This window comes from Natronococcus sp. A-GB1, assembly GCF_029688845.1.
In the GTDB taxonomy this organism is placed as follows: Archaea; Halobacteriota; Halobacteria; order Halobacteriales; family Natrialbaceae; genus Natronococcus.
The window spans coordinates 174,757-201,137 of sequence record NZ_JARUKW010000005.1 but is presented as its reverse complement, the minus strand read 5'-3'; the positions used below and the strand labels follow the sequence as shown (position 1 = coordinate 201,137).

The 26,381-nt window shown below is 66.6% G+C and carries 29 protein-coding genes and 1 tRNA gene; 11 read left to right on the top strand and 19 right to left on the bottom strand.

The window, feature by feature from the left end; all coding sequences use genetic code 11:
• Positions 1-36: 36 nt before the first annotated feature.
• The 4 genes from QA600_RS08075 to QA600_RS08060 form a co-directional block, all read right to left on the bottom strand.
• Positions 37-1,104: a Brp/Blh family beta-carotene 15,15'-dioxygenase gene (locus QA600_RS08075; protein WP_278291433.1), complete on the bottom strand. Its 1,068-nt coding sequence runs from the start codon at positions 1,102-1,104 to the stop codon at positions 37-39.
• Positions 1,097-1,888, bottom strand: a complete 792-nt coding sequence (locus tag QA600_RS08070) for a lycopene cyclase domain-containing protein (protein WP_278291432.1) — start codon at positions 1,886-1,888, stop codon at positions 1,097-1,099. Before QA600_RS08070 ends, QA600_RS08075 begins: the two co-directional genes overlap by 8 nt.
• A gap of 42 nt (positions 1,889-1,930) precedes the next feature.
• Positions 1,931-2,785, bottom strand: coding sequence for a bacteriorhodopsin (locus tag QA600_RS08065; RefSeq protein ID WP_278291431.1), 855 nt, complete (start codon positions 2,783-2,785; stop codon positions 1,931-1,933).
• 126 nt (positions 2,786-2,911) lie between these two features.
• Positions 2,912-3,541: a hypothetical protein gene (locus QA600_RS08060; protein WP_278291430.1), complete on the bottom strand. Its 630-nt coding sequence runs from the start codon at positions 3,539-3,541 to the stop codon at positions 2,912-2,914.
• 163 nt (positions 3,542-3,704) lie between these two features.
• Between QA600_RS08060 and QA600_RS08055 the strand changes: the two genes are divergently transcribed.
• Positions 3,705-6,014: a universal stress protein gene (locus QA600_RS08055; protein ID WP_278291429.1), complete on the top strand. Its 2,310-nt coding sequence runs from the start codon at positions 3,705-3,707 to the stop codon at positions 6,012-6,014.
• A gap of 15 nt (positions 6,015-6,029) precedes the next feature.
• Here QA600_RS08055 and QA600_RS08050 read toward each other — a convergent pair whose 3' ends face one another.
• Positions 6,030-6,467 (bottom strand): SRPBCC family protein, encoded by a 438-nt coding sequence (locus tag QA600_RS08050; protein WP_278291428.1) that lies wholly within the window; start codon positions 6,465-6,467, stop codon positions 6,030-6,032.
• Positions 6,468-6,661: 194 nt separating this feature from the next.
• Positions 6,662-8,647, bottom strand: coding sequence for a bacterio-opsin activator domain-containing protein (locus QA600_RS08045; protein ID WP_278291427.1), 1,986 nt, complete (start codon positions 8,645-8,647; stop codon positions 6,662-6,664).
• Between the two features lie 131 nt (positions 8,648-8,778).
• Between QA600_RS08045 and gatB the strand changes: the two genes are divergently transcribed.
• From gatB to QA600_RS08030, 3 genes are all read left to right on the top strand, one after another.
• Complete coding sequence (gene gatB / locus QA600_RS08040; protein WP_278291426.1) at positions 8,779-10,275, top strand: Asp-tRNA(Asn)/Glu-tRNA(Gln) amidotransferase subunit GatB; 1,497 nt, start codon at positions 8,779-8,781, stop codon at positions 10,273-10,275.
• Positions 10,276-10,370: 95 nt separating this feature from the next.
• Positions 10,371-11,381, top strand: a complete 1,011-nt coding sequence (locus QA600_RS08035; protein ID WP_278291424.1) for an MBL fold metallo-hydrolase — start codon at positions 10,371-10,373, stop codon at positions 11,379-11,381.
• Positions 11,382-11,492: 111 nt separating this feature from the next.
• Positions 11,493-13,004, top strand: a complete 1,512-nt coding sequence (locus QA600_RS08030) for an amidase (protein WP_278291423.1) — start codon at positions 11,493-11,495, stop codon at positions 13,002-13,004.
• 40 nt (positions 13,005-13,044) lie between these two features.
• Here the strand turns inward: QA600_RS08030 and QA600_RS08025 are convergent, their stop codons facing one another.
• Both QA600_RS08025 and QA600_RS08020 read right to left on the bottom strand, forming a co-directional pair.
• Complete coding sequence (locus tag QA600_RS08025) at positions 13,045-13,749, bottom strand: SDR family oxidoreductase (RefSeq protein WP_278291422.1); 705 nt, start codon at positions 13,747-13,749, stop codon at positions 13,045-13,047.
• A 139-nt stretch (positions 13,750-13,888) separates the two neighbouring features.
• Entirely contained in the window at positions 13,889-14,680 is a 792-nt protein-coding gene (locus QA600_RS08020; protein ID WP_278291421.1) for an N-acyl homoserine lactonase family protein, read from the bottom strand.
• A gap of 198 nt (positions 14,681-14,878) precedes the next feature.
• Here QA600_RS08020 and QA600_RS08015 point away from each other — a divergent pair, with 198 nt between their 5' ends.
• Both QA600_RS08015 and QA600_RS08010 read left to right on the top strand, forming a co-directional pair.
• On the top strand, positions 14,879-15,016 hold the full coding sequence (locus QA600_RS08015) for a transporter (RefSeq protein ID WP_278291420.1): 138 nt from the start codon (positions 14,879-14,881) through the stop codon (positions 15,014-15,016).
• A gap of 67 nt (positions 15,017-15,083) precedes the next feature.
• Positions 15,084-16,382, top strand: coding sequence for an NAD(P)/FAD-dependent oxidoreductase (locus QA600_RS08010; RefSeq protein ID WP_278291419.1), 1,299 nt, complete (start codon positions 15,084-15,086; stop codon positions 16,380-16,382).
• A gap of 73 nt (positions 16,383-16,455) precedes the next feature.
• Here QA600_RS08010 and QA600_RS08005 read toward each other — a convergent pair whose 3' ends face one another.
• The 3 genes from QA600_RS08005 to artA all read right to left on the bottom strand — a co-directional run bounded on the left by QA600_RS08005 (position 16,456) and on the right by artA (position 18,661).
• On the bottom strand, positions 16,456-16,860 hold the full coding sequence (locus QA600_RS08005; RefSeq protein ID WP_278291418.1) for a hypothetical protein: 405 nt from the start codon (positions 16,858-16,860) through the stop codon (positions 16,456-16,458).
• A 74-nt stretch (positions 16,861-16,934) separates the two neighbouring features.
• Positions 16,935-17,654, bottom strand: coding sequence for a metallophosphoesterase (locus tag QA600_RS08000; RefSeq protein ID WP_278291417.1), 720 nt, complete (start codon positions 17,652-17,654; stop codon positions 16,935-16,937).
• Positions 17,651-18,661, bottom strand: coding sequence for an archaeosortase A (gene artA / locus QA600_RS07995; RefSeq protein WP_278291467.1), 1,011 nt, complete (start codon positions 18,659-18,661; stop codon positions 17,651-17,653). Before artA ends, QA600_RS08000 begins: the two co-directional genes overlap by 4 nt.
• Before the next feature lie 107 nt (positions 18,662-18,768).
• Between artA and QA600_RS07990 the strand changes: the two genes are divergently transcribed.
• Entirely contained in the window at positions 18,769-19,548 is a 780-nt protein-coding gene (locus QA600_RS07990; RefSeq protein WP_278291416.1) for a MarR family transcriptional regulator, read from the top strand.
• A gap of 45 nt (positions 19,549-19,593) precedes the next feature.
• Here QA600_RS07990 and QA600_RS07985 read toward each other — a convergent pair whose 3' ends face one another.
• The 8 genes from QA600_RS07985 to QA600_RS07950 form a co-directional block, all read right to left on the bottom strand.
• Positions 19,594-19,791: a hypothetical protein gene (locus tag QA600_RS07985; RefSeq protein ID WP_278291415.1), complete on the bottom strand. Its 198-nt coding sequence runs from the start codon at positions 19,789-19,791 to the stop codon at positions 19,594-19,596.
• Between the two features lie 243 nt (positions 19,792-20,034).
• Positions 20,035-21,414 carry an FAD-dependent oxidoreductase gene (locus QA600_RS07980; protein WP_278291414.1) on the bottom strand — a complete coding sequence of 460 codons (1,380 nt, stop codon included), beginning with the start codon at positions 21,412-21,414 and terminating at the stop codon, positions 20,035-20,037.
• Positions 21,415-21,504: 90 nt separating this feature from the next.
• Positions 21,505-21,684, bottom strand: a complete 180-nt coding sequence (locus QA600_RS07975; protein ID WP_278291413.1) for a hypothetical protein — start codon at positions 21,682-21,684, stop codon at positions 21,505-21,507.
• Positions 21,685-21,760: 76 nt separating this feature from the next.
• On the bottom strand, positions 21,761-22,537 hold the full coding sequence (locus QA600_RS07970) for a proteasome assembly chaperone family protein (protein WP_278291412.1): 777 nt from the start codon (positions 22,535-22,537) through the stop codon (positions 21,761-21,763).
• Between the two features lie 6 nt (positions 22,538-22,543).
• Positions 22,544-22,723, bottom strand: coding sequence for an RNA-protein complex protein Nop10 (locus QA600_RS07965; protein ID WP_005553723.1), 180 nt, complete (start codon positions 22,721-22,723; stop codon positions 22,544-22,546).
• Positions 22,723-23,523: a translation initiation factor IF-2 subunit alpha gene (locus QA600_RS07960; protein WP_005553724.1), complete on the bottom strand. Its 801-nt coding sequence runs from the start codon at positions 23,521-23,523 to the stop codon at positions 22,723-22,725. The genes QA600_RS07965 and QA600_RS07960 overlap by 1 nt, the downstream gene beginning before the upstream one ends.
• Positions 23,520-23,693 carry a 30S ribosomal protein S27e gene (locus QA600_RS07955; RefSeq protein ID WP_005553725.1) on the bottom strand — a complete coding sequence of 58 codons (174 nt, stop codon included), beginning with the start codon at positions 23,691-23,693 and terminating at the stop codon, positions 23,520-23,522. The genes QA600_RS07960 and QA600_RS07955 overlap by 4 nt, the downstream gene beginning before the upstream one ends.
• 5 nt (positions 23,694-23,698) lie before the next feature.
• Positions 23,699-23,980 (bottom strand): 50S ribosomal protein L44e, encoded by a 282-nt coding sequence (locus tag QA600_RS07950; RefSeq protein ID WP_278291411.1) that lies wholly within the window; start codon positions 23,978-23,980, stop codon positions 23,699-23,701.
• Positions 23,981-24,104: 124 nt separating this feature from the next.
• On the opposite strand from QA600_RS07950, the gene QA600_RS07945 reads away from it, so the two are divergent.
• The 4 genes from QA600_RS07945 (at position 24,105) to QA600_RS07930 (ending at position 26,351) form a co-directional block, all read left to right on the top strand.
• The gene (locus QA600_RS07945; protein ID WP_278291410.1) at positions 24,105-24,371 is read left to right on the top strand and encodes an HAH_0734 family protein; all 267 of its coding nucleotides are present in this window, start codon (positions 24,105-24,107) and stop codon (positions 24,369-24,371) included.
• Between the two features lie 51 nt (positions 24,372-24,422).
• Positions 24,423-24,869, top strand: coding sequence for a GtrA family protein (locus QA600_RS07940; RefSeq protein ID WP_278291409.1), 447 nt, complete (start codon positions 24,423-24,425; stop codon positions 24,867-24,869).
• Between the two features lie 66 nt (positions 24,870-24,935).
• Positions 24,936-25,010 (top strand) — tRNA-Met (locus tag QA600_RS07935).
• A 465-nt stretch (positions 25,011-25,475) separates the two neighbouring features.
• Complete coding sequence (locus QA600_RS07930) at positions 25,476-26,351, top strand: hypothetical protein (RefSeq protein ID WP_278291408.1); 876 nt, start codon at positions 25,476-25,478, stop codon at positions 26,349-26,351.
• Positions 26,352-26,381: the final 30 nt, after the last annotated feature.

Sequence of the window (26,381 nt, the reverse complement as noted above, 5' to 3'; positions counted from 1 at the left end):
GCACTACTGTGGTCGGTTCTCGAGTTCGTCGGTCGGTCAGCGCCCCGGCGCCCAGAGTCCGATCCGGCGATCCAGCAACACGACGACGACGACGTGTGGCAGTGTTAACACTGCGATGCCGACCAGGTAGAGTCCCAGCAGATCAGCGACGGTCGCCGGTGTCGTCGGCACGAGGAGCGCGAGGGCGACGAACAGGACCAGTGCACCGGCTGTCAGCGGCGCGGCGTCGCGAGCGAACCGACCGAACGCACCGGCGAGAGGACCCCGGGCGAGCCGACTGCGGGCCGGCTCGTCGAGCAGCATCGCTCTGAGGATGTGACGAAGCGAGTGCCAGAACGGAAAGTACAGTCCGATCGCGAGGATCGGAGGGACGACCGCGAAGTACGCAACCAGTCCGAGCGTTTCGCCCGCCTCGAGCAGCCAGGGACCGTGGTCGTCGGCCGCGCGAAACCCGATCGCGAGCGATCCCAGTATCGACGCCGCGAGGACGACACCGACGACGAGGCGCGCCTCGAGCGTGAAAGCGGGCTCGAGAGCCGCCACGGCGGCGGGATCGAACAGCCCCACCAGCGCCTGCGCGACGAAGGCGTACTCGGCGGGAAACGCGACCAGCGGGACGAACATTGGGATCCCGCCGCGAACGAACGCCGTCAGCGCGCGGGCCGCCCGCGTCCGGAGGTGGTCCGCACCCGCGATCGCGACGAGCGTGTAGACATCGCCCTGTCCCCAGTGGACGAGCGTCAGCCCGATGAACGCCGCGAACGCGGCTGCGGGCGCGAACCACCAGACGACGGCGTACAGACCGCCGACGGTCAGGTACAGCCCACCGACGAACGCCAGGGCTCGAGGGGTGACCGGGCGGCCGTATGCACGCGGGAGCACGAGATGGTCGACGGCGCCGTGAGGGAGCCCGAAGACGAGGACGCTCGCCGCGAACGGAAGCAGCTGTGCCCATAGCGGGATCAAGTCGGTGACGACTGCGGCGGCCGCGCCGACGGCGAGGGCCACGACGCCACCGACGACGGCGATCCGGGTGGCACGCTTCCGTGCGGTGCTTGTCGCCGAATCCGCGCCGAGGTCGCTCGATGGCGGTAGCTCACTCATCGGCTGGTCGGCCGTCGAGTCGCTCGACGAGCGACCGAACGGGCGAACTGGCCGGATCGACGTCCAGGCGGTCGAGGACCCAGACGTAGAGGACGATCCCTTGCACGATGAAGACGTTCGTCATCAGGAAGAATAACATCTCCTCGAGCGGCAGACCGGCGACGCCGACGCCGATCGTGTGCGTCTCCGAGATCATCCAGATGCCGAGCGAGATCGCAACCCAGTCGGCGAGCCACAGGTACAGCGTCGGGACGGCGATCGCGAGCAGCACCTGTCGTCTCGCGCGGACGAGGTAGGTGAGACCGAACCCCCACTGAATCGCGAGGATCGGGCCGGCCCAGAACAGGATCGCTCCGAGGTAGAACGTCGACGTCGTCCCGAGCAGGAGCCAGCCGACCAGACAGAGAGTCGCACCGGCGAGCACGCCGATGAGTCGGTGACTGGTTGGGAGGTCGAGCGAGACGTCGCGGACGTCGAGCAGGTGAAAGAGCCAGAACGCCGTGAGCGCCGTCTGGAGGACGAAAAAGAGGTACTCCTCGACGGGGGTGTACCAGATCGTGGCGAGAACGGCGTCCTCGCCGTACCACCAGACCCCTTCGGGGATCAGCGCGTTCGTCCACGGCGTCGTGTACACCATCGCCAGCGCGACCAGGATCGCAAACCCCGAAAACGACTGCCAGTTCCACCAGGCTCGCTCGCGTCTGACGGCGAGCCAGCCGAGCAGCGCGATCGGCGGAAGCGTGAAGACGAGGTGGAATTCGAGGTAGGTGAGCGGTGGCGTCATCGTGTGGAACTGTAGGGTAGCATCGGGTCGGTTGCGTCCGGGTCAGTCGTCGGCGGGGGTCCCGACACTCTTCAGCGTGGTGCCGTAGTCGGCGTCGGCGGTGATCGTCTCGGGTTCCTTGACGACGTACATCACGATCAGCACGGTGACGATGTACTTCGTGATGATGTCGAGGACGCTGTAGCCCCAGGAGGTCATCCAGACCTCGAGCAGCGCGAACCCTTCGACGCCGAGCGCCCAGAGGATCGGGTAGCCGAACCAGCCGACGACGGTGAGGATCTTCAACGTGTTGAACAGATCATCGGTACCGGTCCGCTCGGCCTCCCGGGTCCAGTCGACCATGATGACGTAGACGATCACCAGGAAGAAGGCCGAACTGAGCACGAACCACCACCAGCGCATGAGGTACGAGGAGGTGGTCAGCGCGGCGGCCAGGCCGGTGACACACATCGCGATCGTCATCGAGACGGTGGTCAGAATCTTCGTCAGATTCGAGCCGGCAATCATCCCGAGCACGATCAAGATGAACGGCGTGGAGAACGTCCAGGTGAGGTAGCGTCCCCACATGGTAAGCACCTCCTCGCCTGCAAGCGGGTGGCCCGTGGGCATCTCGATGAAACTCAACGTCAGCCCCGACATGAGCCCGGTGTAACTCGAGATCGAGACGACCGAGATCAGCATCGTTGCGACGACGATCAGTTTCGTCCGTGGGTCGGTCACACCCCGGGCCATCGCGACGATAAAGAGGATCGTCAGGCCAGCGAGGGCGATGTTTGCGACGAACGAGAGCGTGAGCAACGTGTCGTCGAGCACGAACTCGACGATCTCGCCCTGGGTCTCCGGTGCCTGCAGGGTGATGTTCCGCGTGATCGCTGCCAGTGATTCGGTCAGTTGCATGGTTACGCTGTCATGTTAGGTTCCATCCGAAGTGAACGGGGTCCCATACTGGTAAGGGATCGGCGACCCGGCGACGGATCCGAACGGGTACCGACGCGAATTCGCGTCGATCGTCGTCCGTCGGGCTCACTGCGGCTGCGGGACGGCCGCCCGTCGGCGCTCGCCCTCGCCCGTGATCAGGAGGTAGAGCAACAGGAAGGCGAGCGTGATCGCGACCGCGAGGCCGGACGTGACCTGCGTGTCGACGGCGAAGAGGCCGCCGGCCTGGACGTAGATCTGGACGCCGGAGCCGTAGAGAGCCACGGCTAGATCCGGGGCGAGAAGGCCGATCAGCGCCAGCGTCACGCTTGCGACGACGATGATCGTCCCCGTCGAGATGGCGACGGTCAGGATCGCCTCCTCGATCCGAACCACCTCCGTCGCCTGCTCGACGGAGAGGGCGTCGGTCTCGACCAGCCAGAGGAAGCGCAACAGGAGGATCGCACAGAGGCTCGTCGAAACGACGCCGGCGAGAGCGATCGTGCTGAAACCGGGCTCGATCGCACCCGAGGAAGCAGCGTCCCCCTCGAGCGACCCGATCAAGCCGCGACGGGCGTACGTGGCGGGCGCGAGCAGGATCGTCGACGCGATCGTCAGGATGCAAAACAGCACCTTGCCCCGGAGCCCGAGCGGGTAGAATCGTCTCGTCGACAGCGCCGCCCGGGCGTACGCCTCGCCCGAGAGCACCGTCTCCGTGACGTCGTCCTGATCGTCCATCGAAGCCGTCTGACGTCGTGGGGGCGTATAATGCTTCGCTCGCGAGGAGTGGCCCGTCGCGATCCGCGGCCGGCGGTGGCGTATTACTGGTTAGGTGTGTCACACATTACCCGACCGTCCTAACGGTCGAACGTCGTGAACGCGTTCGACTGGAGGACCGACGGTGCCAACTGATCTCAAGCGGGATCTCGGACTGTTGTCGACGACCGCGCTCGCCATCGGGGCGATGGTCGGCAGCGGCATCTTCATCCTGCCGGCGATCGCCTACGTCGCAGCGGGACCGGCCGCCGTGGTCGCGTTCCTGATCGCCGGGTTGCTGGTGCTTCCGGCGGCGATCAGTGCGGCCGAGATGGCGACCGCGATGCCCGAGGACGGCGGCGCATACATCTACGTCGAGCGGGGAATGGGTCCCGTCCTCGGCACCGTCGCCGGTATCGGCACCTGGCTGATGCTCTCCCTGAAGAGCTCGCTCGCGCTCGTCGGTGGCGTCCCGTACCTGGCCCAGCTCGCGCCGGTGCTCGCCGACTGGATCGTCGTGCTCGCAGTCGCTCTCGCGCTCTTTTTCACCCTGATCAACATCGTCAGTGCGAAGGGGTCCGGCTCGATGCAGTTCGTCATCGTCGGCGTCATGCTCGCCGTCATGGCGTTTTTCGTCGTCAGCGGCTTCTCGAGTCAGGCGTTCGCTCCGGAGCAGACGGCGGGGAGTTTCGACCTCACGGCCGACGGCATTCTCGCCGCGGTCGGCGTCGTGTTCGTCTCCTACGCCGGCGTGACGAAGGTGACCGCCGTGGCCGAGGAGGTGAAAGACCCCGGCCGGAACCTCCCGCTGGCGATGGTCGGCTCGCTGGTTTTCACCACGGCGCTTTACGTCGCCGTCGTGTGGATCGCGATCGCGCTCGCCGACCTCGAGCCCGGGGCCGGATTCGTCCCTGCAGCACCGGGCGAGGAGACCGCGCCGATCGCGGCCGCCGCCGATGCCGCCTTCGGCCAACTCGGCGTCGTTGCGATCGTTCTTGCCGCCCTGCTCGCGCTCGCGTCGACGGCGAACGCGGGGTTGCTCGCGGCGTCTCGGTTCCCGTTCGCGATGGCTCGCGACGGCCTCGTCCCCCCCCAGTTCGAGTCGATAAGCGCCAGGTACAACACGCCGGCCAACGCCATCGCGCTGACCGGTGGCGTAATGGTCGTCCTCGTTACGGTCTTTCCGGTCGAGCGGATCGCCCAGTTCGGCAGCGCCTTCCAGATCCTCGTGTTCATCCTGCTCAATGTGGCCGTGATCGGATTCCGCGAGGGGGCGGTCGAGGAGTACTCCCCCGTGTTCGTCTCGCCGCTGTACCCGTGGCTCCAGCTGGTCGGGATCGGAGGTGGCGTCCTCGTCCTGACCCAGATGGGGTTCGTTCCCTTCCTCGGCTCGCTCGTGATCGTCGGTGGCTCGCTGGCCTGGTACTACCTCTACGCCCGTCCGCGGATCGATCGCGAGGGAGCAGCGCGATCGGGGGTCAGACAGAGCGTGGGCGAGAGCGCCGTCGAGCGGACGGCGGAGCTGTTCGCGGAGGATCGACGCCACGACGTCCTCGTCGCGATTACCGACGTGACGAACGACCAGGCTCGAACGAATCTGGTCAGGATCGCCACCGACCTCTCGCGACTCAGGACGGGGTCGGTTACCGTCGCCCGGTTCGTCGACGTCCCCCACCGGGCGTTCACCGGGAGCGGGCCGTCGGTGACGCGACGTGAGGCCCCCGACTGGCTTTCGGTCGACGATCCGCCGAGTTGGATGCAAGAGACCGACTGGTCGCTCAGACCCTCCGGCGGGACGGAACTGCGCGGGGCGGCCGGCGCGTCGTTCGACTACCTCGAGATCGAGAGCGAGGACGTCCCCGACGCGATCGTCGAGTTCGCCACCTTCGACGGCTACGACCTGCTCGTGCTCGAGCGACGTCGGGAGGAGTTCCACCGGCCGTTCACCGGGGGCCTGAACGATCACGTCCTGCGAAACGCCCCCTGTGGCGTGTTGTTGGTCGAAGACCGGGGGTTCGACGGCGTCGACGAGATAGCGGTCGTCGCGAGCCGCGGGGCCTACGATCCGCTGAAACTGCTCGTCGCCGACGCCATCGCCGAGGAGACCGGTGCGGAGCTGGTCCTGTTACAGGCGGTTCCGGCCGACGCACCGGGCCAGCGTCGCCAGGTCATCGAGGACTACCACGCAGAACTCATGCGAATCCTGACGGTCCCGGCTCGATCGCACGTCGTCGAGACCGACGACCGCGTCGACGGACTCGCCCGCTTCGCCGAGTCGGCGGACCTTCTCGTGACCGGTACGGAGAGCCGCGGCATCTTGGGTGACATGCTCGGCCGTCCCGGGGATCGGCTCGTGGATTCGGTCGACGTGACTGCGGTGATGGTCCAGCCGACCGACGAGCATCGCCCCGGACTCGTCCAGCGGCTCGTCCTCGACAGGCTGTTCGGCGGCTGATCCTGTTCCCGTAGCTCACGCCGACAGTTCGAGTCGGGTCCTGACGTTCTCGAGCGTCGTTCGCAGCTCGCGCTCGTTGTACCGCCGGACGAACGGCTCGGCGGCTTTCGAGAGTACCCGCCCCGGGAGGTCGTACGTTCCCGTATACGTCAGCCGGGTGCCGTCGTCGTGCTCCTCGAGTTCGATATCGATCTCTCCTTCGAGGGTGCCCGACATCGCGAACGTATGCCGTTCCGGCGGCTGGTGGATCGTCTGGACCAGTTCGCCGTCGAGGCCGACACCGGCCATCCCGTAGGTGAACTCGAGACGCTTGCTCCCATCTTCGAGCGACTCCACGTTTCGGATATCGGAGAGACTCGGCGTCACCTCGGCGTGGTTGTGGGGATCGTCGAGGTAGTCGAAAACCCGTTCGGGGTCGGCGTCGATCTCGATCGTTTCGGATACCGTGACCATATGCGAACGGGGACGACAGCGCAAAAGAACGACTTCCCTAACCAGTCCGGGTTCCGCGGCACAGATCCACCGGAGCGATCGGTCGCGACCTCGCGGCGTCGGTCGGTTGACGGCTCATACGTACAGTACCGCCGCGGGCGCGACGGGACGTCCGCCCGAGGACGTGAGAGAAGCTGGAACGGGGTCGAAGTCGGTCAGCAACCGTTCGACCAGGAGTCGACATAGGTGTCGACGAGCTTGCGCTCTGCCGCGCGAAGGTGCTGGTGAAAGGTCTGACGAGTGATGTCCATCGTGTCGGCGATCTCGTCGCCGTCGGTCGGCCGCGGCCACTCGAAGTACCCGTTCATGTGGGCCGTCTCGAGCGACGTCCGCTGGCGGTCGGTTAACCGCTGTTCGAGATCGGATGCGAACTCCTCTGGGGTACGCTCTCGCCGATCGTGTTCGACCTGCGATCGGAGTTCGACGCCGCCGTACAACGATTCGAGCAGTTCGAGCACCGACCGAACGTCGTACTCCAGCGGGAGGTCGACGGCGAGTCGCGCCCGGGTCGGGTTCGCGGTGACCCGGGAGACCAACGCCCCGTAGTCGGCCAGTTCGTCGAAAGGCGTCGCCGCATCGACCGTGAGGGCAAGCGTGTGGACGTCGTCGGTCCGGGCGATCTCTCGGACGTCCTCGACGAACGAGAGCGTCGTGAGGTCCGGTACCGGCCCCTCACAGCGGATGGTCACGAACAGCTCCGTTCCCTCGCCCGCCGACGTCATCCCGACGTACTCGACCTCGCCGTTGACCGCGGCCGCGACGGCCGACAGGGGAAACGACGGGTCGGCGATCGACACCGTCACCTCGACGGCGCGATCGGCCGTCAGGATCTTCGACATTTCGATCGCGTTGAATCGGGTACCGATCATCGCGCCGATCGAGTCGAACAGCCGACGCTCGCGGGCGTCCAGCGCCGACTCGGTTTCACCGTAGACGCCGAGCAGCCCGTACCGCTTGTGGCCGTAGACGAGCGGAACGACGGCGAGCCGGCGCGCGCCGACGGCGGCCGCATCGAGCATCTCGGCGTCACACTCCCGGACCGACTGGGAGGCGATCTCGTTCGTCTCGACCGCCCGCGAGACGGCGTCCGGGAGGGCCGCAAGCGATCGGCTACCCGTTCCCGCTTCGATTCCGACCGCTCCGGTCAGCTCCAGGGTCTCGCCGACCGAGTCGACCGATCCGATCCAGGCAGCGACGTACCCCTCGGCGTCGACGAGCTCGTCGCAGATCCGTCGATCGACGATTGGTCGATCGTTCTCCTCGACCAGGACGCGTGTGATCTCACTGAGGACGCCGTTGACCCGCGTGAGGATCCGCTCGAGCGCCTCCTTCTCGTCGACGAGTTTCTCGGCACGCTCCTCTGCGAGACGCTCCGCGGTCTTGCGATCGGTGACGTCCGTCTGGAACCCGACGTAGTGAACGAGCTCCCCGTCCTCGTCGTGGATCGGTGCGACGGTCAGCTCGTTCCACCATGGGGTGCCGTCGGGCCGATAGTTTTTGAGCTCGACGGTGGTCGGCGCTTCTTGTTCGAGAGCCGTCGACAGCGTCTCCCGAGCCTCGGGATCGGTTCCAGGGCCCTGCAGGAATCGTGGGTTCCGCCCCAGGATCGTCTCCTGATCGTAGCCGGTGATCTCCTCCCAGGCGTCGTTAACGTAGACGATCGGGTTGTCCGGCAGCGAGGGGTCGGTCATGCTGATGCCGACGGAGGCGTCGTCGATCGCCCGAACGATCTCTTCGGGTGCCGGCTCGTGGTCGGAGACGTCCCGTTCGATCGTCCCGGTCGCGGACGTGACCGCGGCCACCTCCGCAGCGAGTTCGCCCGCGGAGTCGCCGCCGTTTTTCGCGACGAACCGGTCGACGCCCGCCTCGAACGCGTCCTCGGCGGTCTCCTCGTCGGCGTACATTACGAACTGGAGCTCCGGCTCCACCTCCCGAACCGCGTCGAGCAGCGAAAGGCCATCGTCGCCGGGCAGCGACTGTTCGCTGACCAGACAGTCGAACCCCTCGGTCGACAGCGTCGCGAGCGCCCGCGTCGCGGAGTCGACCGTCGTCACCCGACACCCCACGTCCTCGAGCGCTCCCGTCGCTTGGTCCACCACCCCATTCTTCGGATGAACGAGGAGCGTGCGAGCTCCTGTCATAATTCGATCTTCAGCCCCCAGGCGAATAAACGATTGCCCCTACAATGTTCCGCTGTGACCCCGCTCCCGAAGAACGAGGCGGTGACTCCGTCCCGTTACGTTTTACCCGGCCCGGCCCGAACCGAGGTTCAATGACTGCCCAGACCGCCCAGCAGGGCGACCTCGTCACCGTCATCGGCCTCGAGGTCCACGTCCAGCTGGAGACTAACACGAAGATCTTCTGTGGCTGTTCGACCGAGGCGACCGACGAGCCGAACGAAAACGTCTGCCCGGTCTGTCTCGGCCTGCCGGGTGCGCTGCCGGTGCTCAACGAGGGCGCCGTCGAGGCCGCGGTGAAGATCGGGAAGGCGATCGACGCCGACATTCCCGAGGAGACGCGGTTCCACCGGAAGAACTACTACTACCCCGACCTGCCCAAGAACTTCCAGATCACGCAGTACGACGAGCCGATCTGCCAGGAGGGGGAACTCGAGATCAGCGTCGAAGGTGACCGTCGCACCGTGACGGTCGAACGGGCCCACCTCGAGGAGGACCCCGGAAGTCTGCAACACGTCGGCGGTGGCGGCGGGATCGACTCCGCGGAGTACACGCTCGTCGACTACAACCGCGCGGGGACGCCCCTGATGGAGATCGTCACCGCACCCGACTTCCGCAGCCCCGACGAGGTGCGGGCGTTCCTCTCGGAGCTCGAGGAGGTCCTCGAGTACCTGGGCGTCTTTGACGCCGAGCGCGACGGCAGCCTGCGGATCGACGCCAACCTCTCGATCATCCCCACTGAGGAGATCGAGAGCGACGACGTCACCGAGATCGGTCCGGACGCCCTCGCCGCGGCCAACCGCACCGAGGTCAAGAACATCTCGAGTCACAAGGGCGCCCAGAAGGCCCTGGCCTACGAGGAAACCCGCCAGAAGAACGCGATCCAGCGCGGCCGCGCGGTCGAACAGGAGACCCGCCACTGGGACGAGTCGCGGGGGATCACCGTCTCGATGCGCTCGAAGGAAGAGGAGAAGGACTACCGGTACTTCGAGGAGGCCGACCTGCCGCCGCTGCGGGTCTCGGGCTGGAAGGAGGAGATCGCGATCCCCGAACTTCCAACTGCCCGCCGGGAGCGTTTCGAGGAGGAGTACGGGCTGAGCGACGAGGCCGCCTCCAAACTCACCTCGACCAAGCAGGTTGCGGACTTCTACGAGGACGTCGCCGGGGAGTACGACCCCGATCTGGCCGCGACCTGGGTCGCGGACAACCTGCTCGGCGAACTCAACTACCGCGACATGGAGATTACCGACATCGAGGGCCGACTCGAGGAGGTCACCCGACTCGTCGAACTCGTCGCCGAGGACGAGATCACGGCGAAAAACGCCCGCGAGACGGTGCTTCGAGGGATGCTCGACGACGGGAAGGGACCCGACCAGATCGTCGAAGCGGAGGGGCTGGGCAAGACCGGCGAAGACGAGGTCCAGCAGGCCGTCACCGAGGCCGTCGAGGAGAACCCCGAGGCGGTCGCGGACTACGAGTCGGGTGACGACGGCGCGATCAACTTCCTGGTCGGCCAGGTGATGCAAAAGACGGGCGGGAGCGCGGATCCGGGCGACGTCAACCAGCTGCTGCGAGCGGAGCTCGAGGAGTAACCCCCTTCCATCTATCCCGGAGGTCGGATCCGACCGCGCCGACGGACGTTTTGTTATCGCGCAAACTAATAGCGGGTAGCCGTTTCCTACTCGATATGGACAGGATCACGCTGGGCAACGAGGAGTTCGAGGGACGGAACAACGCCTACGTCCTCGCCGACGGGGACGAGCTCGCGCTGGTCGACACCGGCGTCTCGACCGACGACATCCGGGCCGACCTCCGGGACGGACTGGCCGAACGGGGCTACGAGTTCGCCGACGTCGACGACATCGTGCTCACGCACTTCCACGTCGATCACGCGGGACTGGCCGGCGAGATTCAACGCGAGAGCGATGCGACGGTGTACGTCCACGAGGCCGACGCCCCCCTCGTCGAACAGGACGAGGCGGCCGTCGCCGCCCTCGAGGACCGCCGCGAAGAACTGCTCGAGGAGTGGGGGCTTCCCGAGGACGCCCGCGAAGAGCTGCTCGCGTTTCTTGACGGCTCTGTCCACATCGAGGGGCTGCCCGCGGAGCCGACACCCATCGAGGACGGAACCGTCCTCGAGGTCGGCGGGACGACCCTCGAGACGGTCCACGCGCCCGGCCACGCCGCGGGGCTCTGTTGTTTCGAGATCGGCGACGCCGCGGAGACGGACCGCGGCGGCGCGGCCGACGGCGGATCGCGAACCGGCGGGGAGGCGTTCGTCGGCGACGCCGTCCTCCCAGTCTACACCCCCAACGTCGGCGGCGCGGACGTCAGGGTCGAGCGCCCCCTCGAAAAGTACGCCGAGACGCTGCGGTCGTTTATCGATCGGGAGTACGACCGGGTCTGGCCGGGACACCGCGATCCCATCGAGGAGCCCTCCGAGCGCGCGCAGACGATCCTCGACCACCACCGCGAGCGGACCGGAAACGTCATCGACGTCCTCGAGGAGCACGGCCCGGCCGACGCCTGGACGGTCAGCGCTCACCTCTTTGGCGAGCTCGAGGGGATCCACATCGTCCACGGCCCCGGCGAGGCCTACGCCCACCTCGATCACCTCCGTCACGAGGACGTCGTCGCGTACGACGACGGCGAGTACCGGCTGCTCGAGCGGCCGACCGATCTCGAGGCGCTCGTCTAGCTTCGTCCCCGAACCGCCGGATCGGCGGACGACCACGGTCGACTCCCGCGTACGAATCGACTGCGCAGGGTCATGCTGAACTCATTTTTGTCCGAACAGTGATGAAAGCGTATGCCAATCCGTCCGCCGTCCGAGGACGACGTCCGGGAGCTGGGCGAGGAGCTGTTCCTCGACCTCACGCCGGGGGAAGTCGAGTTCTACCACGAGCAGCTCACCGACAATCTCGAGGAGTACGAGACGATCCAGTCGTACGATCCCGAGCCTCGCGGGCCGATCACGCGAACCCGGCCCCGGAGTCCGGGAACCCGACTCGACGACGACGAGGATCCGCACAACGCCTGGGTCACCAAATGTGAGGTCGAGGGCGACGAGGACGGGCCGCTGTCGGACTGGGAGGTCGCGATCAAGGACAACGTCGCGGTCGCCGGCGTCGAGATGACCTGCGGCTCGAACGTCGTCGAGGGCTACGTTCCGAACGCCGACGCGACGGTGGTCAGCCGGCTGCTCGAGGCCGGGGCCGATATCGTCGGGAAGACGAACATGGACGACATGGCCGTCACGCGGGTCGGCCACACCGCGTTCGGCCCGATCACGAACCCCCGCGACGACGACTACCTCGCGGGCGGCTCGAGCGGGGGGAGCGCGGTCGCGGTCGTCGAGGACGAGGTCGACGCCGCGATCGGGAGCGACCAGGGCGGGAGCATTCGGATCCCCGCCTCGCTGTGTGGCATCGTCGGCCACAAACCCACCTACGGACTGGTTCCCTACACCGGCTGTGTCGGCCTCGAGCACACGATCGACCACCCCGGCCCAATGACCCCCGACGTCGAGACGGCCGCGGAAATGCTCACCGAAATCGCCGGCAGCAACGCGGCTCACCTCCGGCGGCCGACGGACGTCCCGACCGAACGCTACCAGGACGCCCTGGATGGCGACGTCTCGGAGCTCTCGGTCGGCGTCCTCGAGGAGGGGTTCGACAAACCCAACGGCGACCCGGGGGTCGACGAGCAGGTTCGAGAGGCGATCGACCTGCTCGAGAAGCGTGGCGCGACCGTCGAGGAGGTCTCGATCCCGCTGCACGCCGACGCCGACACGATCCACGAGATCTGTACGAACGAGGGGCTGGTCGCCGCGATGATGGGCCAGGGCGTCGGCCACGGCTGGAAGGCCTGGTACAGCACCTCCTGGGTCGAGGCCTTCGGCAAGTTCCAGCGCGCACAGGGCTATGATTTCCCCCCGAACCTCAAGCTCAAGCTGCTCCAGGGGCTGTACACACTCAGTCGGTACCACTCCCGGTACTACGCGGCCGGAATGAACCTGATGCTCGAGCTGGCCGAACAGTACGACGCGGCCCTCGAGGAGTACGACGTCCTCGCGATGCCGACGACGGACGTGACCGCACCCGAACACGACCCCGACCGGGACGCGTTCGATCGGCTCCTCGAGACCGACGTCCCCGCCAACACCTCGCCGTTCAACCGCAGCGGCCATCCCGGCATCAGCGTCCCCGCGGGCGAGGTCGACGGGCTCCCGATCGGACTGATGCTCGTCGGCGCGCGGTTCGACGACGCGACGGTACTCAACGCCGGCTACGCGGTCGAGCAGGCTCGTAGTGGAGGGTAGCGTTCGACGAGAACGGACACCGTAACCGAAACCGGGGCGCTCAGACGGACGACGTTAATCCCCCGTCGACGCGGATGTTCTGGCCAGTGACGTAGCTCGAGGCGGGCGAGAGCAGGTACGCGACAGTGTCCGCGATCTCCGCGGTTTGCGCCGGTCGCCCCATCGGGATTCGGTCCCGAGTCTCCTCGTCGACGTCGTAGCTATCGACGAAGCCGGGCTGGACCGTGTTCATTCGGATCCCCGCCGCCGCGTACCGGTCGGCGTAGAGCTTGGTGAAACTCCCGAGTCCGGCTCGAACCACCGACGAGACGGGGAACTCGAGCGACGGCTCGAACGCCGAGAACGTGGAGACGTTCACGATCGACCCGTGGTCCTGTTCCTCCATGATGGGTGTGACGAGTCGAGCCATACGCACGACGTTCAACAGAGCGAGGTCCATCCCCTCGTACCACTCCTCGTCGGTGAGCTCGAGGAGATCGCCCGAGGGCGGGTGTCCCGTGTTGTTCACCACCGCGTCGATGCGCCCGTAGCGTTCGTGGGTCGTTTCGACGAGAGCGGCCAGATCGTCGTGGTCGGTCACCGATCCCTCGAACCCGTCCCCGCCGAGGCCGTTTGCGACCTCGACGGCGCTACCCGACGGCGACAGCAACACCGGCGTGTATCCCTCGTCGGTCAGTCGTCGGGCACACGCCTCTCCGATTCCGCTTCCAGCCGCCGTCACTATCGCTGTCTTCTCCTCAGCCATGCGACCACTACCCCGGCAGCCCTCATAAGAATCGGCTCGGCGCACGTTCGTCGTCTCCGTCGGTGATTCGGACTCCTCGCGCGCAACTCGTTCGGACGGGATGCGAGGCCGACGTCCGGCCCGCCGCACCGACCGACCGCTACAGCTCCTGCAACGTCTCGAGGTCACGCTCGTCGTGCCCGCAGATAATCGTCGCGTCGTGGCGCCGTTGTTCCTCCTCGAGCAGCCGGTGGCTCTCGAGCCAGGAGCGCTTGCACCACAGTAGGCCCCCACCCATCGGGTGTCCGTCCTCGTAGTTCTCCCGGACGTAGGCCTGGTCGCCCGCGATCAGGACGGTGCCCGCGTCCTCGAGTTCGAGCCGAACACCGAGCAGGCCGGGCGTGTGACCCGGCAGGCGGACGAGCTCGAGGTCGCGAAACCACCGCTCGCGGTCGCCGTGAACGACCTCCCAGTTCAGCTCCCGGTCGAAGTCGCCCGCGAGGTAGGCCTCGTCGCCCTCGTCGGTCTTGGCGCTGTAGTAGGCGTGTTTCAGCTCCCGCTCGTGGACGATGATCGGGATATCGGTCCCCTCGAAGGCGTACAGCCCGCCCGCGTGGTCGAGGTGGGGATGGCTCTGGATCACGCAGTCGATATCCTCGAGCGCGTAGCCGGCCGTCCCGAGGTCGTCCTCGAGGGGCCGGAGTCCGGTGTGTTCGAAGGCCGCGTACAGCGCCGCGGGCCAGTGGCCCGAATCGGCTTCAGGGTGGGAGCCGGTGTCCCAGAGAATCGTCGCCTCGGGGTGGTCGATCACGACGTTGTAGACGGGGCCGTCGCCCATCGTCGTCTCGGGGTTCGGGTCGTCGGCCGTCCCCACCGTGTGGCCCTCGAGGATGTGGTTGTAGTCGGTCGTGATCGTACCGCGCTCGATCGGCGTAAGTGTCGCATCGACCATGCCGTCCCTACGGTCGGTCGGAAGTTATAGTAGCCACTGAACGTCAGTGCGCACCCGATCGCACGACGGCTGTGCGATCGGTGTGCAAACCGTTTCAGTTGTTACTATAGGAGTGGGCCTCCGTCGGTCGCCGATCGAATTGGCGCGCGCTGGAGATGCCTGCCACAGCGATACCCGCCACGAGGCTCACCGAACGGTATGGTCAGAGTGTCGACGATCGTCGCCCTGCTTGGTGTTGCACTGCTTTTGGTCCCGGTTCCGCCGTTTATCACCGCCGCGATCGGCATTCCGGTGATTCTGGTTGGAGTCGCCTTCCGGCTGCTGACGGACCACTGACGGGTTCGGAGTTCGCCTGGCGACCGCGACGGGTACGACTTTCCGTCTCGGTTTCCAACGACCGGATATGACTCAGACGCCGCGAGCCGTCGTCGCCGGCGGCGGGCTCGCCGGACTGGTCGCTGCACGGCATCTCGCCGGTGCGGGACTGGACGTAACGTTGCTCGAACGGTCGGAAAACATCGGCGGACGGGTTTGGACCCGGGAGCACCGGGGATTCCGGTTCGACCGCGGATTTCAGGTACTGTTCCCGTCGTACCCCGCCGTCCAGCGGGAGCTCGATCTCGAGCGTCTCGATCTGCGCCGGTTCGCACCGGGAGCGTGTCTCGCTCGACCCGGCCACCGATCGACGCTATCGGATCCGATCCGGGATTCGAAGGCGCTGCTCGAGACGCTGTCGAACACGGACGTCTCGACGGGGGACAAGCTCCGCGTCGCGCGGCTGGCGGTCGAACTCGCCCGACGCGATCCGGAAGCGATCTTCGACCGCTCCGAACCGGACACGACTATCGAGGGATTCCTTCGCGATCGCGGATTCTCGGACAGGTTTATCCACAACTTCGCAGCACCGTTCTACGGCGGGATCACCCTCGATCGGTCGCTGTCGACCTCGAGTCGGGTCTTCGAGTACACGTTCCGGACACTGCTGACGAGCCGAGCGGCCGTTCCTGCGACAGGGATGGCCGCGATCCCGGCCCAGCTGGCCCAGCACGTGCGGGACGCCGGCGCCAGCATCCGACTCGAGACCGAGGTGACTAACGTCTCGGTCGAGGGCGCGAACGGGGAGTCCGCGACGGTAACCGCGACCGACAGCGAGTACGACGCCGACGCCGTCGTGGTCGCGACCGATCCGTCCGCGGCACGGGAGTTGACGGGCGTCGAATCGATCCCCACCGACGCCCGGGCCTGCGTCACCCAGTACTACGAGCTACCGGCGGGAACGGATCTCGAAGCCGGCGGAAAGCTCCTCCTCAACACGGTCGACGAGGGCCCGAACCAGATCGTTCCCCACAGCGCGGTCGCCCCCGAGTACGCCCCCGACGACGCCGAACTGATCAGCGCGACCTACCTCGGTGAGCGCGAGGAGAGCGACGCGGAGCTCGAGGAGCTCACCCGCGAAACCCTCGACGCGTGGTACCCCGATCGCCGATTCGAAGCGCTCGAGACCCGTCGAACCGATCGGATCGAGTTCGCGCAGTTCGCGCAGCCGCCAGGCTTTCGCGATCGACTGCCCGATCCCCGCGATCCGGACGGTCCCGTTTACCTGGCGGGTGAGTACACCCAGTGGTCGTCGATCCAGGGCGCGATGAAGAGCGGTCGCCTCGCGGCGAAGGCGGCGGTAGACGACCTCCGCGGGCGTCGTTGAACACCGTCGTACTCCCGCTCGCACTCGAGCGGTGAAGTAAACCGTTTCAGGACCTCGATGGCCGAACGTCCGATCAGAGTCGGTCCTGAAAGAGGACTCCGTTCGTAACGAGCAGTACGCTCATCACGGCGATTTCGAAGGACGCGGCGCCGGCGAGCCAGAACCCGAGCGCGACGCCGTTGAACCCGAGTGCGATAGCGGGCGCACTCGTCCGGATCGTCCGCAGGTAGGGAGCGATCCGATTGTCGCTCCCGTCGTCCACCGCTCGGTCCGCCTCGACTCTCGCTTCGGGACCCGTTTCGCGGCCGTCGTCCCCCGGACAGCCGTTCCCGTCGCGGGCCTCGTCGGGCGCCAGGAAGTCGGTTCCGCAGCGCCGGCAGCTGATCCGTCGCCTCGAGAACGGCGTCGGGTAGTCCGCCGGACAGTTCGGGCAGACGAGGCGATCCGCAACCGGCTGGTGTTCCAGGGGTTCGGCCATCTTGCTACCGAAGCGTATGTGCGATCTGGCATATGTCTTTCTGTGGATACAGTCTTTTAATTTTATACTTATGGTCAGAGGAGGTGACGCGACTCTCCTAACGGCGGGAACCACAGGACATCCCCACTCGAGCGGTCGTAGACGCCCGGATAGTATCCGTCGAGATCGCCGATCAGGGGCGACTGTAGGTTGCTCGAGCGGAGTCGGTTGACGGTTCGACCGCCCGCGAGGCGGGTAAACGCCGGGAGGATCAGGGTCGCCGCGCGGTCGTCGCCGCCGGGATCGTACAGCGTGCAGGGCCGTTTTCGCCCGTCGATCTCGATCGCCGGATGTTCGTGTCCGATGACGTACCGCGTTGCGTCGCGAACGTCGTCCGGGGGCGACTCGTGGCCGTGACAGACGACCGTCTCCCCGTCGGCCAGCTGGTACGCAGGTGCCGTCTCGCCGTCGAGCACCGACTCGAGCATCGTATCGTGGTTACCGGGGGTAACGACCAGCGAGGCACCGGCGGCCTCGACGCCGTCGACGAGCCGGGTGATCGATCGTTCGACGCCGCGAGGGATCCAGGAAAACGAGTGCAGCAGATCGCCGGCGATCACGACCGTTTCGGGATTTCGGGTGACGAGCAGTTCCTCGAGCCTGCCGCCGACGTCTTCCTCGCCGCCGATCGGCGCCTGAACCCTCGAGGCGGCGCCGCGTCCGAGATGCAGGTCCGCGAGGACGAGCGTCTCGGCGCGGGGAAAGTAGACCGCTCGATCGTCCAGTTCGAAGGGGACGTCGACGGCGTCAGTCATGGGTCGCGAGAGCCGCCGTCGGTCCGGACGTCCGCGCCGAGGGCCGTCTCGAGATCGTACTCGGTGCCGGTGAGCACGAACAGCACCTCCTCGAGGGGCTCGAGAACCTCGGGGAGGATCTTGACCACCAGGTAGGTGACGCCGATCAAGGCGACGACCGCGAGCAGCTGGGAGATGTAGTTGTGCGCGACGAGATAGGAGACTCGGGCCTCCTCGGCGCCCATGTAGGTCGTCACCAGCGAGACGACGAGGTCCTGCTGGAACCAGCCGTGTGGGGTCGCCAGACCGATGAAGACGTTTCGGACGAGGTTCAGCAGCCAGATAACGCCGATCGCGAGCGCGAACGCGGTCAGCTTTCGCCGCAGCGGGGCCGACACCGCGGCGATCAGCCCGCCGAAGATGGCCATGCTCCCGAGCCCGGTACAGGCGAGGACGATGTAGGTGGTCCGTCCGGTTGCCGTCTCCTCGGAGTCGAAGTTAAACCGGCTTTCGTACCCGTTCATGCCCTCGTTGATACCGGGGCTGTGGCCAAGCAGCTCCATCCCGTAGTGGGTCTGGACCGCCGTCGTCTCGATCAGCCACTGGCGGACGATCGGGATCGTCTCCGCGGGCAGGTAGATCAGTCCCATGAGCGCGACCGCCTTGGTTAGCACGAACAGCGACTCCCGGCCGTTCCAGAGCAGGTAGCCGGTGTAGGCACACAGCGGTAAGGCGAGGAGCGCCAGTATCGTTTGGAGGGGGCTCTGGGCGTCGTAGTAGTAGTACGGCACCATCGTCAGCCAGTAGGTCCCAAAGAGGAGCCAGGCGACCCCCGCGATCGGGCGGACGGGGGCCGCGACGTCCGACCAGCGGACGAGCAACGCGAGTCCGAAGGCAACGATGGCGATCCAGGCCAGCGCGTCGATCGGCTGGGCGCTTCTGAGCGCCGAACCGACCGCCCCGTTACCCGCCGACGCGACGCCGACGGCGGTCTCGAGTTCGACCGACGTCGAAGGGGGCGGCGACATAGTCATTCTTTCTGATGAACTCTCCCGGTATCAACTTGTTGCCTCGGCGACCGAAGCGGACCCGCGACTGCGTACCTTTTTTGCCGCGCTGGGGGAAAACGACCCGTATGGTCGACGTCCTCGACAACAAACGGGCTGCGACACGGTTCCGGATCCTTGTCCAGATCGCCGAGCGCCAGCCCGCCGTCAGCCAGGGAGAGATCGCCGAGGAAGTCGGCGTCACGAGCCAGGCCGTGAGCGAGTACATCCGCGAACTCGTCGACGACGGGCTCGTCGAAAAGGAGGGGCGCTCCCGGTATCGAGTCACCAAGGAGGGCGTCGACTGGCTCTTCCAGGCCGCCGGCGACGTTCGACGATTCGCCGACCACGTCACCGAGGACGTGCTGGGCGCGATGGGCGAGGACACCGCGATCGCACTCGAGGATCTCGAGGAGGGCGACATCGTCTCGCTGTCGATCGACGAGGGGCTGCTCCACGCGGAACCCGGCGAGGTCGGACCGGCGACGGGCGTCGCGACGACCGATGCCGAGGCGGGCACCGACGTCGGCGTCACGAGCTTCGAGGGCGTCATCGACCTCGAGCCCGGCTCCGTCACCGTCCTGCAGGTACCCGCGGTGCGGTCGGGTGGCAGCCGCGAGATCAGCGCGAAGGCGATCACCGAGCACTGCGAGGGCGCCGACCTCGTCCTCGCGACGGGCGTCGAGGCGGTCGTCGCCTGCCGACGGGCCGACGTCGATCCCGCGGTCACCTTCGCCGTCGGCGAGGTCGCGACCGACGCCGCCGAACGCGGGCTTACAGTCACGGCAGTTGCGACGACCGAGGCCGTCGGTCGGGTCACTGACACGCTACGGGATGCTGCCGTCTCCTACGAAGTCTTGGAGGGGTAACGGTAGATTCGGAGATATACTAAATCTACAACCAACTCCATTCGATTACACAGCAGCCGTTTCGTCCGTAAGGTCGGTTTCCGCTGTGGTCGAGTGGCTGGACAACCAGGTGCTCAGAGCCACTGCTACGCCAGTCAGAACGCCGATTCCTACCCCGAGTTGCCTCCCGCCGACCGCGCCGGCGACGGCGGTCGCAACGACGAACGCGACGAGAGCGCTTGCGAGAACGCCTTTCGATGCCATACGTGCTCCTTTCCGGAGAGAATCAAAGACCCGTCGGTCGAGAGTCGACTGACGGAAGCAGTGCTTGCGATTTCCGCGGGACGAACCGACGAGGTATCGCCCGCCGTGCTCCGTACTTCGACACCATCGCTATGATCGGTCGATGGATGCGTGGTAGACTCGAATTGCTACGTACCGAACTCCTCCGTTCGGACACGGTCTTCGACAGAGAACCCGTACTGCTGACTACCGGTACGTCAGACGTCAGCTCCCTCGAGCACTGCGATCCTCGAGCATTTCGCTCGCGACCCGCTCCCCCGAGCGGATCGCTCCCTCCATGAAGCCGCGCCACTCGAGGGCCGTCTCCGAGCCGGCCCAGCGGACGCGGCCGACTGGCTCGCGGAGCGCGTCGCCGCAGGTCGTCAGCGTCCCCGGCGTCATCGCGGCGTTGTACCCGCCCGCCGACCACCGGGTCTTCGGCCAGACCTCGTCGTCGTATTCCAGGGGCTCGGTCGCCTGCGGCCCGAGGTAGCGGCCGAACTCCTCGAGCACCCGCTCCTGGCGCTCGGCCGCGGGACGGTCGCTCCACTCGAGGGCGGCGGCCCCGGCGACGAATCCGACCAGGAGACCCCGGTCTCCGTCGGGGAGCGTTCCGTCTGCGATTTCGGTTACGATGCCGTCGGTCGCCAGCACCGACCCCGAGTAGCCGTCCTCGCGCCAGAACGGCTCCTCGTAGGCGGCGAAACACTTGATCACCGCCCCCATCGGCATCCGCTGGACCAGCCCCTGTCGACGGGTGGGCAGCGGCGGCTCGTGGTCGATGCGGTCGATCAGCGGCGGCGGGACGGCGACAATGGCGTCCGAGACCACGTACGCTCCGTCGTCGGTCTCGAGGGTTACGCCGTCGTCCCGTCGCTCGAGCCGGCGAACCGGTTCGCTCAGTCGGATCGCGTCGCCGAGACCGTCAGCGAGCCCGTCCGAGAGCTGCTGGGTGCTACCGGCGAGGCGATACTCCTGCGTTGTGTTGGTCGACTCGCCGGGAATCTCGAGTCCGCCGCCGGCGTCGACGGCCGCGAGGAAGTACAGTAGCGAGATCGCGCTCGGCTCGACGGTGAACTCGGCCCGGACGAACGCGTCGAACGCCTCCCGGGCGGCCTCGGTTGCCATCGTCTCCCGCTTCCAGGACTCGAGGGTCGTCCCGTCCCACCGCTCGGCGTCGGGCGCCTCGTCGGGCGACTCGAGGGGAACGTCGCGACGGAGACTCTCGATCCGTTCGAGCGCCGCCCGCAGCTCCGCGGCCGACTCCTCGGGAAGCGCCCGAAAGCGGTCCTCGTGGTCGAACAGCTCGCCCGCGACGGCGACCCGATCGACGCCCGCGCCGTGCTGTTCGCACAGCTCGAGGTCGAACTCCTCGACCAGCTCGAGGACGCGGTCGTGGTCGGCGCCGATCCACTCTGCACCGCGATCGATCACGTCACCGGTCGACAGCGATCCCGCGGCCGTCCGACCGCCGACGCGGTCCCTGGCCTCGAGGACGATTACCTCGAGCCCGGCGTCGATCAGCTCCCGTGCCGCCGTCAGTCCGGCCAGTCCTGCGCCGACAACGCCGACATCGTAGCGTTCGGCTGTTCGAGAAGCGGTCATATGCGGTCCGTGGGTCGGCACGAAAATAGCGTTCGCGGTTCCCGCAGCGATTCTCGGAGCCGATCGGCCCGTGACGGCAGGCGAACCACGCTACCGATCGACGTGGGGCCAGTCCGCTTCGGATACGAACTCGGTCCCGTCACAACAGCCACACGCTTCGGGTGGCTCGTACCGGTGGCCGGTGTCAGTACGCTCGGCGACCGTCCCGGCGTGTATCGTCTGACAGTCGACACAGACGTACCTCTTGGGGAGTTCGGGGCTGTGTGCCATGTCCGGGACCACTACGTCCAGAACGATATAACACGAGTACGACGTTACCCGCGGCAGCTGACTCGACTCGAAGCGACTACCCGATGTAGCGCAGGTCGTCGTCGGTCGGCACGTCCATCTGCTGTTGTTGTTGCTGCTGTTCCATCTCCTGGATCTTGCCGATGACGTCCTCCATCTCGTCGGCGCGCTCGTCGAGACTCTCGTAGTCGAGTTCGAACCCGAGCAGCGCCTCGAGCACCTCGAGCACTGCGCGGGCGCTTTTGGGGTCGACGAGGTAGCCGCTCGTCTCGCCCATCAGGCAGGCGGCCTCGAACCCGCGACGCTCGCCTAATCCGAGCAGGAGTCCGGAGACGCCGACGATGCCGCCGGCGGGCTCGTCCTCGCGGAACTCGACGCCGGCGTCCTCGAGGGTTTCGACCAGCGACTCGTCGCTGACGGCGCCGACGACGGCGTACTCGTCGATCAGTTCGCCGGTCGGCACACCGCCGAGTGCGTACAGCTCGCTCGCGCCGAACTCCTCGGCGACGTCGAGAAACGCCGACGCCAGCACGTAGTGGCCCTCGTTGGTCTGGGCCTGGTGGTCCCCGGTCAACACGAGCAGATCCCGACCGTCGGGAACCGAGACGGCGTGGATCTCGGCACAGGTCAGGTCGGCGACGCCGTCCTCGATGCTCACCTTCGGCGGGAACTCGTGGGAGTAGATCCGCCGGACGAGGGTGCTCTCGCCCTCGAGCTCCTCGAGGAGGTGTTCGGCCGCGAGGCTGCCGACGTGTCCGACGCCGGGCAGCCCCTCGACGAGTACGGGGTCGTCCAGCTCGACCTCGGCGACCGCGTCGATCTCGAGTTCGTCCATACCGTATCAGCGACTGCGACGTTTAAGAGCGCGTCGGTACTCGCCGTAGGCGTCTTCGGGGTCGAACGGCGCCGGCGCGCTGTTTACGGCCTCGGCACCGCAGTCGGGACAGGTCGACAAAAGGGTGTACACCGGGCGGTCGTGGGCGTCGCGCCACGCCGAACAGACCCGGATGTCCGACTTCATTACTCGTCGTCGGTGCGCCGTTCGCGGTGGAACTCGCCGGAGCCGCCCTCGCCCTCGATCGCGGCGACCGCACGGCGGGCGCTCTCCTCGAGCTGGGACTCGGCGGTCTTGTAGTTGGGCGCACGGACGTTGATTCGGTACTCCGGGGCGCCGACGTAGCTGACCTCGAGGTCGACCTCGTCGGGGACCTCGCCGTTCCCCTCGGCGGCCTCCAGGGCGGTTCGAATGCCGTCGACGCCGCTCGGAGAGGCGTTCTCGAGATCGACGTAGCCGGTGACGTCGACGTACGGCACCGAGACGTTCTCGCGGGCGGTTTCGACGAGTGCGTCGATCTCACCCTCCGAGAGGTCGGTTCCCTCGAGCGCCTCCTCGCCGTGGATCGCGGCCTGCTTGAACCCGTCGTAGAGGCTGCCGTGGGCGCCGATCAACTCGTTGGCGACGGCGGTGTAGGTCTCGTCGTCGGCGTCCTCGCCGAGCGCGAGGGCCATCCAGTTGTCGGCCTTCTGCTCGTTTTTCCACTCCTGGATCTTGTCGGAGCGCTGGTGGTCGTTGACGTCTTTGAGCGAGAGGTCGATCTGCTGGGACTCGGTGTTGACGTCGAGTACCTTGCAGACGACGATCTGGCCCTCGCGAACGTGATCGCGGACGTTCTTGATCCAGCCGCTCGCGACCTCGGAGATGTGGATCAGGCCGCGCTGGTCCTGGTACTCCTCCAAGTCGACGAAGACGCCGAAGTCCTCGATCTCGTCGATCTTGCCGACGACGAGCTCGCCGGTGTCGGGCCAGCCGCTGTACTTCATCGTGACTCGACTGTCTCGAGGATCTCGTGGTCGATCTCGGCTTTGCCGCCGGTCGGTCGCGCCAGCGTCGTTCCGCAGACGGCACACGCGACCTCGGTGGAGGCCTTGCCGAAGACGGTCTGTTCGTTCTCGCAGTCACCGCAGCGGACGTTGTAGAAATTTCCTGCCATAGTAATCACTCCTGGAACTCGAGTCGGCCGGCGCGCCATCCCTCGCGGAGGTGGGCCTTGCCACACTCGCTGCAGCGGTACTTCAGATCCGTTTTCTTCGTCGGCTTCTCGCCGCCGGGGACCTTCGAGAACCGACCGGCGTTTCCAATCGTCGCGGTGTTGCGCCGGGTGCGGCGCGCGTCCCATTTCATCCCCGAGGAGCGGCCGGAACGGGACTTCTCGACCTCGTGCTCGTGGTGTTCGTTGCAGTGCGGACAGTACGTATTGAATCGGCGTGGCATCTGCATCGTTAGCTCACTTGACGTGGGCTAAGACAGCGCTGTTTAAAACCCGTTTGGTTCGTCGTCGACCCGATGGCGGCCCCCTCGGGCCTTCGAAGCGTTTAATCCCCTCTCGCGTGAACGCACTCGCATGAAGCGTCTCATCATCCACGGGGACCCGGGAATCCGGAAGGGGGCCATCGTGGAGTACGACGGGGAGGAGGTGGTGTGTTTCGCCGTGACGCGCAACGGCGAGTGGCACGGCCCAGAGAAGGTCCAGCTGTGGTGTACCGTCGGCGCCGACTCGGAGTTCGAGGACTTCGAGAAGCGCAACTTCACCCCTCACTTCCTCGATGTCGACCGCGTCGACGCCGACGACGTCGACGTCGTCCGCGCGAAAGCCGACCTCGAGCTGTAGCCACGAGCGCCGATCGTTCTCTCGAGACCGACACTCCAGCCAGAGACGGCGATGTCACGATCACTCACGGACGCGCTCCGGGTGCGGATCCGGGCGCTGCTCTCGGCGACTCGGTTCACCCAGTTCGCGAGTGTCGGCCTCGTCGGCGCGACCGTCGACAACCTCGTTCTCGTCACGCTCGTCGAACTCACCGTTCTGGGACCCGTCGTCGCGAAGGTGATCGCCTGGGAGTTCGCCATCGCGGTGATCTTCGCGATCAACGAGCGCTGGACGTTCGCGAGCCACGGCGGGACGAGCGCTCGGGCGCTCGGCCGGCGCTTTCTCCGATCGAACATGGTTCGGCTCGGGGGGCTTTTCGTCTCACTGAGCGTGTTGGCCCTGCTGGTGTACGGTTTCGGCGTCTGGTATCTGGCGGCGAACCTCGTCGGAATGGGGATCGGCTTCTTCGTCAACTACACCTGCGAGAGCCTCTACACGTGGAAGGTCCACCAGGGTTGACGACAGAAACCCACATACGGCGGCCGAATCACAACCCTTAACTAGCGCACCGGGTTACGAAGAAGTAGCGGGATGGGATAGCCAGGAGATTCCGGCGGGCTCATAACCCGCAGACCGGTAGTTCAAATCTACCTCCCGCTATATTTTGCCGCGAGCAAGCTCGCGAGCGGCAAGTATAGCACGGAGTAGATTTGAACCAGGGTAGTCGCAGCGTCCGAGCAACGCGAGGACGACCGTCTACCCGAGGTTCAAATCTACCTCCCGTTTTTGTCTGGAGAACGCTCGCGCCGTCCTCCGACAACCGATTCGGGACATACGACCATCTGACCGCCGTCAACTCGAGTAGAGGCCTGTTTTCCAGACAATCACTGTCGCCACCAGCTCTTGTGCCGTCCAGTGACGCCCTCCACACAGGTCACGGTAGCGAGGACGACCTCGAGTGGACCGGCCTCGAGCCGTTCGTGAGTTCGCTCCCGAAAGACGGGACGAGCGACCGCTCGAGGGATGCCACGGGAACGACGACGTCGACGACTGAACCGAGTGAGTCGGCGAGGCGACCCCGCTCGAGCCGTCCCGTTTTTGGTGACACCGGCACAACCGACGGGTATGAGAGAGTCGATTCGGACGGCGCTGGCTCGCGTCCGAAACCCCGAGTACACCGGCGAGAACAGGTGCGTTCCGTGTACGATGGTCAACGTCTCGCTCGCCGCGGCGGCGAGCGCCATCGTCGGTAGCGTCTCGCGAAAGGGTGGCGCAGCGGCGTTTGCAGGTTCGCTGGCCACGATCGGCCTCCGGGGGTACCTCGTTCCTGGAACGCCGGCGCTGACGAAGCGGTATCTCCCGGCGTCGATCCTCGAGCGCTTCGACACGCACCCGCTCGAGGAGCCCGACGAGGACGCCGAGGAGTTGACGACCGAGACCATCGAGGAGTACGAACGCCAGCAGAAGCGGGCGGTCGATCCCGAGCGGTTCCTGCTGGAGGTCGGCGCCGTCGAGCTCCGGGAGAACGACCTCCGCTTTACCGACGACCTCGCCGACCGGATCGACGATCGGCTTCGAACGCTGCCCGACGACCCGCTCGAGCCGGCGCTCGTCGCCGAACTGTACGGCCTCGAGCCCGCGGCGGTAACGGTCGCGGACCGTCAGTACCCCGCCGTCAGGATCGGCCGTCGGATCCACAAGTGGCCGTCGACGGCCGCCCTACGGGCGGATCTCGCGACCCACCGCGCGCTCGAGGAACAAACCGAGCGCTGGGGGGAGGTTCCGCAGGCCCAGCGGATCGAACTGCTCGAGGTGTTGCGATCGTTCCGCGAGCGCTGTCCGGACTGCGGGGGGCCAATCACGCTGACCGAGGACACCGTCGACTCCTGCTGTCAGACCTACGCGGTCCACGCGCTCAACTGCGACGGCTGCGAACAGCCGCTGCTCGAGTTCGATCCGGACGATGTCGACCACGGTGCTGGGGGTGGGCTCCAGCCCTGAAATCGGCGCGTGCTACGCGGACCCAAAGTT